The organism is Streptomyces sp. x-19 (genome assembly GCF_046549115.1).
GTDB classification, from domain to species: Bacteria; Actinomycetota; Actinomycetes; order Streptomycetales; family Streptomycetaceae; genus Streptomyces; species Streptomyces albulus_C.
Genome location: NZ_JAJPWK010000075.1, coordinates 1 through 3,263, shown reverse-complemented (window position 1 = coordinate 3,263; position 3,263 = coordinate 1). Strand labels below are relative to the sequence as shown.

3 protein-coding genes and 1 pseudogene are annotated in these 3,263 nt (G+C 60.2%); 2 read left to right on the top strand and 2 right to left on the bottom strand.

All coding sequences use genetic code 11. The features are described from left to right. Positions 1-246 (top strand): hypothetical protein (locus tag ACLJT4_RS42140; protein WP_411130449.1); only part of this gene is annotated, 246 nt, incomplete at its 5' end. Between the two features lie 101 nt (positions 247-347). Next, positions 348-584 carry a hypothetical protein gene (locus tag ACLJT4_RS42135; protein WP_411130447.1) on the top strand — a complete coding sequence of 79 codons (237 nt, stop codon included), beginning with the start codon at positions 348-350 and terminating at the stop codon, positions 582-584. Between the two features lie 359 nt (positions 585-943). Here ACLJT4_RS42135 and ACLJT4_RS42130 read toward each other — a convergent pair whose 3' ends face one another. Together ACLJT4_RS42130 and ACLJT4_RS42125 are read right to left on the bottom strand one after the other, a co-directional pair. Further along, a complete protein-coding gene (locus ACLJT4_RS42130) occupies positions 944-2,632 on the bottom strand; it encodes a hypothetical protein (protein WP_411130445.1) in 1,689 nt (562 codons plus the stop codon). A 146-nt stretch (positions 2,633-2,778) separates the two neighbouring features. Further along, positions 2,779-3,125 (bottom strand): annotated as a pseudogene (locus tag ACLJT4_RS42125) (DDE-type integrase/transposase/recombinase); the annotation flags it as partial. Positions 3,126-3,263: the final 138 nt, after the last annotated feature.

The window sequence follows — 3,263 nt, the reverse complement described above, 5'->3', positions numbered from 1 at the left end:
ACCACCGGGCGGCTGTCCATCGACGCCGCCAAGGTCGCCGCCGAGGCCCGCCTGGACGGCAAGTACCTGCTGGCCACCAGCGACCCGGACCTGTCCGCCGAGGACGTCGCGCTCGGTTACAAGAACTCCGGCCCCGCCGGCAGCCTCCAGCAGACCACCCGGCTCACCGACACCCAGACCAAACTCTTCAAGGACTGCGGTGTCCCGCTCCCGCCAAAGATGAGTGCCCTCAAGACCCCTGAATAGCCGCTGAGCTGGGAAAACGCCCTCCGGAGCCGTGGGCAAACGGCCCCGGAGCTTCCTCATGCCCATCGCCGCAGGTCAACCCGCAGATCCGCCACGGCCGCATGCCCACCAACTGTCGAACTCGGGGTGACCTGCTGTCCGGCGAGCTGGGCCGCGAGCTTGACGCGCTGCCCGCCGAGGCCGATGTCGCCGTCCCGGCCGACCAGCCGGTCGACCTCGACAACGAGCGGGGCCTGCGGCCCGTCGGGCACGGGGGCGTCGCTGGTTCGGGGCCGGCGATTCGCCCGCCGCGCTGCACCAGTGCCTTCAGGTCGGCCGCGGTGAACTGGGAGGTGTGAGTGCGGGCGAGTTCGCCGTCGATGAAGACATGGATGCTGCGCTCGTCGGCCCAGACGGTGTTAGCGGTGCGTCCGCCCAGCGCGGCGGGGAACTTCAGCTGCTGGCCGGAAGACACAGCCTGCCGATCGGCGAGATGAGCGCCTCGAACTCCACGGCCCTGGGGCGTTCCTCCACGAGCGGAGGCTGTGTGTCCACTCGGCGCAGAAAACCTCTTGCAACCGGTCGGCGTCCGCCTCGATGCCGCGCTGGCGTCCGGCGCGTTTGAGGACGAAGTGGAGCTGTGTGCGGGTCAGCCGGGCCATGCGGGTTGGGGTTGGAGCGGTGCCGCGCGTCCCCCATCAGATCTCTCGCACCCCTCCTATGACCTCATTGTTGGTGGGATTAGCGAGAGAGGCCCCTCATGGAGCTTCTCGGTAAGGATTTCTGCAAGGTCTGGATTTCGCGTGAGATCGTTGTATATTTCCTGCGCCTCCTGCCGGTCCGAGTCGGGGATCGATTTAATTGTCACAGCGGGAAGGTCCCCTTTCGTTGTACAGGACCGGGGTGGGGTTGTATAGCTGGATAGCATTTCCCTCTTTTTCACCATGGCCGTGCGGAGGGTCCAGCCAGCAAGGTCCTCACGGTACAGGTCTACCTCGGTGCCGAAATTGCCGCCCATTCTAACCAGTGCGCTGATGGGATCACTCTCCCGGAAGTAATCGTCGGGAATATCTCTCCGAGGGTAAGGAAACGGCACAATCTTTATCATCCACTCCGACCTATCCTTCTCTTTGTGGGAAAGGATCGGATTATAAGAAGCTCGGGGCCGTATTCTCATCTCTTTTGATATGCGCGTCTCGGTGAGGGAGGGGAGCAGAAGGCGCTGCTCCGCAGCCCTAACAGCTCGTTCTTTCACCGCATTATACAAGGGGTCTCTCTTGAATTTTTCAATGTGAGCGATGTGCTGCGCGGCGACCCGATTCGATTTCACGAAAGAAGAGGCCGGAGCTGTCCGCCATTCATTGGTCAGGCGCTTCCTTTTTCCGTTTAGCCAGATATTGCAGACCTCGTTGCCGACTGTCACGGTTTCTTCGTATTCTGCGAGTTGCTGGAAATACATATCACCAGTGGAGCTCAAATTTGAGGGGAATCTTCCGCTGGTCATATGGATGGCAAGATCGCGAAATTTATCAAAGTTTTCGAGGTCGTACAAGATGAGGTCGCGCACCTCATCGGGTAGCGCATCGAATATTGGCGCAGAGGATGGGTGAAGCCATTTCTCTGCCGCGCCAAAGGAGCGTCCGAAATGTAAATCGAACATGCGCCTGGCAATCTCTTCAGGGTTGAGGCCTGAAAAAGATGAGATACCAACCTCTTGCTCGGCTCCCGCAATAAAGTGTGCGGCATGGATGAGCTCGTGGGCAAGAGAGAGCTCTGGGGGGATGGCTTCTCTGTCCTGGAGAACTAGTGATCTTGTATAGATTTCCACCGTGCCGAACGCCCCGCGCCCATTAGTTGCGGATGCCAGGTGAAGGTAATGGGCAGCGTTACTGGGGCTGCTGTATTGAATTATCACAACGCCAATATTTACAGGTTTACCCATGTCGGGCTTTCCGTCACGCCCGATCAAGTATGCGTTCAATTTACGCGGGTTAATCTTATGCTTCGGGTCCGCTGGCCCGTACGTCCCGCCTATCGTTGTTCCTGGATCGGCGAAGGGGCGGCATTGATTGAAAAATTCGACTAGTTTCTTTCCCGACTTGGTGGATTCGATGTGGCGAAATAAGTCGTCTAGTTCGATTTCATATCCGTCACCGTTGGGCGCCCCAGGGCCAGATGAGGGGACTTCGGGATAAGGTGTGTCCCAAATCCAGCCTAATAATTCATAGCGCCTTCTGAGGTAAGTAGGGTTTTGCACTATCGCTATACCGGGCCGTATCTCCTTGGCTGGCATATTCGTCACTACGCCCGCTTGGCCTGCGTCCCAGAGGATGATGATGTCACGCATTGGAACTGCGGGTGGTGTGGCAGGAGGCGGGGGGATCGTCTGTATCGTGGGGAGAATCATGCGCTTGCTTCCCTTTCATCGGCCTTGGGTATTGTGTCTCGTACATTGTCCATCCTTCGAAAGGTGTTGTCAGGTTGAGGTTGAGTGAACAGTTGGCGGGGCGTTCTGGTTCGGGGGGTGCCGGACCTTGCCGCGTGTCTGGCTCGGGCTGCGGAGGGTAGGCCGACGGTGCCGGTGATCTGGTCCCAGATGGCGAACTGATGATCTTGTCGGTGCGGTGGCGGCCGGCGGTCGTGGGGTGGCGTGGGGCCGGACGTGGGGTGAGATGCCGCTCAACGCGGCCAGGAACTGTTGCGCTGCGTCGATGGACCGGAAGCCTTTCATGGCGCTTTCGCGCTGCCGGGTGAGCTGGTGGGGGATTCTCGGCCCGGTTGTCCAGGCCCTTGTGGGAGTGGTGTTCCACCGAGGACATCACGGTGCAGTGGGCGGCACTGTAACTGCGGAGCTTGTCGGTGACGATCACCCTCGGCACGGAGCGCGTCTTCTTCGGCAGTGAGCCCTTTCCCCCGAGTTCGACAGTTGGTGGGCATGCGGGACGGGTCGGCGGCGGATCTGTGCAGGTGAGTGGGCTGACGCCCGCCTGGGAGTGTCCAGGGGTGTGGGCAAACGGATGTGCGCTGGTATTGCTCTG